Source organism: Microbacterium sp., from assembly GCF_052099035.1.
Classification (GTDB): Bacteria; Actinomycetota; Actinomycetes; order Actinomycetales; family Microbacteriaceae; genus Microbacterium.
In genome coordinates this window covers 1-2,678 of sequence record NZ_JBQDSX010000149.1, presented here as the reverse complement: position 1 = coordinate 2,678, position 2,678 = coordinate 1, and the positions used below count along the sequence as shown (strand labels likewise).

2 protein-coding genes and 1 pseudogene are annotated in these 2,678 nt (G+C 68.8%); all 3 read left to right on the top strand.

What is annotated here, in order from left to right; all coding sequences use genetic code 11:
• Positions 1-550 (top strand): annotated as a pseudogene (locus ACTIAO_RS17610) (glyceraldehyde-3-phosphate dehydrogenase); the annotation flags it as partial.
• A 79-nt stretch (positions 551-629) separates the two neighbouring features.
• The gene (locus ACTIAO_RS17605) at positions 630-1,544 is read left to right on the top strand and encodes a sugar phosphate isomerase/epimerase family protein (protein ID WP_441907348.1); all 915 of its coding nucleotides are present in this window, start codon (positions 630-632) and stop codon (positions 1,542-1,544) included.
• Between the two features lie 12 nt (positions 1,545-1,556).
• Positions 1,557-2,570, top strand: coding sequence for a Gfo/Idh/MocA family protein (locus ACTIAO_RS17600; protein WP_441869761.1), 1,014 nt, complete (start codon positions 1,557-1,559; stop codon positions 2,568-2,570).
• Positions 2,571-2,678: the final 108 nt, after the last annotated feature.

Here is a 2,678-nt window from a genome sequence, read left to right as displayed (position 1 = left end):
GACCGTGCACTCGTTCACGAACGACCAGAACCTCATCGACAACTTCCACAGCGGCCCGCGCCGCGGTCGTGCCGCGTCGCTGAACATGGTCATCACCGAGACGGGGGCGGCGAAGGCCGTCGCGAAGGCCCTGCCGCAGTTGAAGGGGAAGCTGACGGGCAGCGCGATCCGCGTGCCCACGCCCAACGTGTCGCTCGCGATCCTCAACCTGCAGCTCGACCGTGCCACGACGGCCGACGAGATCAATGCGTTCCTGCGCCAGACCTCGCTCACCGCGCCCCTGCGCCAGCAGATCGACTACAGCGAGAACCCCGACGCCGTCTCGACCGACTTCGTCGGCACGAACCGCGCCGGCATCGTCGACGGGCTCGCGACCCTCTCGGAGGGCGACGAGAACGTCGTGCTCTACGTCTGGTACGACAACGAGTACGGCTACTCGGGCCAGGTGCTGCGCGTGCTCGAGCGCATGGCGGGCGTGCACCCGCGGATCCTGCCCCGGCGCGAGCCCGTGCGGATCGAGGCGGCGCTCGTGGAGGAGGCCCTGGTCTGACCCGCGCTGGTCGTTCGCGATAATGGGCTGATGCCCCGGACGCTGCCGTCCGGGCATCAGCTCAGAGAAGAGGTATCGCGTGACGCACTCCACCGGCCTGCGCATCGGCACGGCACCCGACTCGTGGGGCGTGTGGTTCCCGGATGATCCCGGCCAGGTGCCCTGGGAGCGATTCCTCGATGAGGCCGCTGACGCCGGCTACACCTGGATCGAGCTCGGCCCGTACGGGTACCTGCCGACGGATCCGCACAAGCTCCAGGACGAGCTCGGCGCGCGCGGCCTGAAGCTCTCGGCGGGAACGGTGTTCACCGGCTTCCACAAGTCGGAGGACGAGCGCAAGCGCGCGTGGGATCAGGCCGTCAAGGTCGCCGGGCTCGCCTCGGCGCTCGGCGCGGAGCACATCGTTGTGATCCCGGATCTGTGGCGCAGCGACGCGACGGGGGAGAACCTCGAGCCCCGCACGCTGACGGACGAGCAATGGCGCGCACTCTCAGGCGGCCACGACTGGCTCGGCAAGGCCCTCTACGAGGAGTACGGCGTGCGGCAGCAGTTCCACTCGCACGCCGACAGCCACGTCGGGACGACGCGCGAGGTGAACCGCCTGCTCGACGAGACGGATCCGCGCTACACGAACCTCTGCCTCGACACCGGACATTTCGCGTACTACGGCGGCGACAGCCTGTCGCTGATCAACGAGCGCCCCGATCGCATCGGCTACCTGCACCTGAAGCAGGTGGACCAGTCGATGCTCTTCGATGTGCTGAAGAACGACGTCAGCTTCAAGGACGCCGTGGCGGACGGCATCATGATCGAGCCTCCCCAAGGCGTCCCCGAGCTCGCCCCGATCATCGAGGCCGCGGCCGCGATCTCGCCCGACATCTTCGCCATCGTCGAGCAGGACATGTACGGATGCGATCCGGACCGTCCGCTCCCGATCGCCCGACGCACGCGCGAGCACCTGCACGGCTGCGCGCACCTCGCGCGCCAGTTCTGAGGATCCGCGCACATGACACAGGACCTCCGCATCGGAGTCGTCGGGGCCGGCGCGATGGGCGCCGACCACATCAGGCGGATCGAATCGCGCATCACCGGCGCGCACGTCGCGGCCGTGGTCGAGACGGATCCGGGGCGCGCGGAATCCGCCGCGCTCGCCGCCCCCGATTCACGGCCTTTCGCGCGGATCGAGGACGCGATCGCTGACGACGCAATCGACGCCGTGCTCGTCGCGGTTCCGGGAGCGGCGCACCTCCCGGTGCTGCTGCCCGCGCTCGAGGCGGGGCTGCCGATCCTCTGCGAGAAGCCGCTGACGCCCGACTCCGCGACGTCGCTGCGGGTGCTCGAGGCCGAGCAGAAGCTCGACCGGCCGCACATCCAGGTCGGCTTCATGCGCCGGTTCGATCCGGAGTACGCCCGGCTGCGCGAGCTCATCGCGTCGGGAGACGCGGGCGAGCTGCTCATGCTGCACTGCGCCCACAGGAACCCGTCGGTGACCGAGTCGTATGTGCAGGAGATGCTCATCAACGACTCGGTCGTGCACGAGTTCGACGTGGTGCCGTGGCTCGCCGGATCCGCGGTGAAGAGCGTCGAGGTGCGGTACTCGCGGCGCAATCCGCTGGCGCCGGAGCGCCTGCGAGAGCCGATCCTGGTGCTGATGGAGCTCGAGAACGGCCTGCTCGTCGACGTCGAGATGAGCGTGAACGTGCAGTTCGGATACCAGGTCACGACCGAGGCGGTGTTCTCGCAGTCGGTCGCGCGCATCGGGGACGCGCAGTGGGAGTGGGACGACCCCGCCGAACACACGAGCTTCACGACCCGGTTCGCCGACGCGTACGACATCGAGGTTCAGCGCTGGGTCGATGCGGTCAGGGGAGGGCGCCTGGTCGATGGGCCGAACGCCTGGGACGGCTATCTCGTCTCCCTCGCATGCGAGGCGGGCGTGCGCGCGCTGTCGGGCGGCGTGCAACAGGTCGAGACGCCGGAGCGCCCGGCGTTCTATTCGCCGACGCCGACCGGCCGATGACACCACGAAGCCTGGCGTGAGTATTCTGCTGTGAGCAGATCTCCGTAACGCTCGCGACTCATGTGCCATCTACACTCGGGTCCATGGCAGAGGCATCGTATCCGCACG

Excerpts from the sequence above, each read along its gene's own strand:
- ACTIAO_RS17600 (WP_441869761.1), top strand. The coding sequence starts at position 1,557 with ATGACACAGGACCTCCGCATCGGAGTCGTCGGGGCCGGCGCGATGGGC.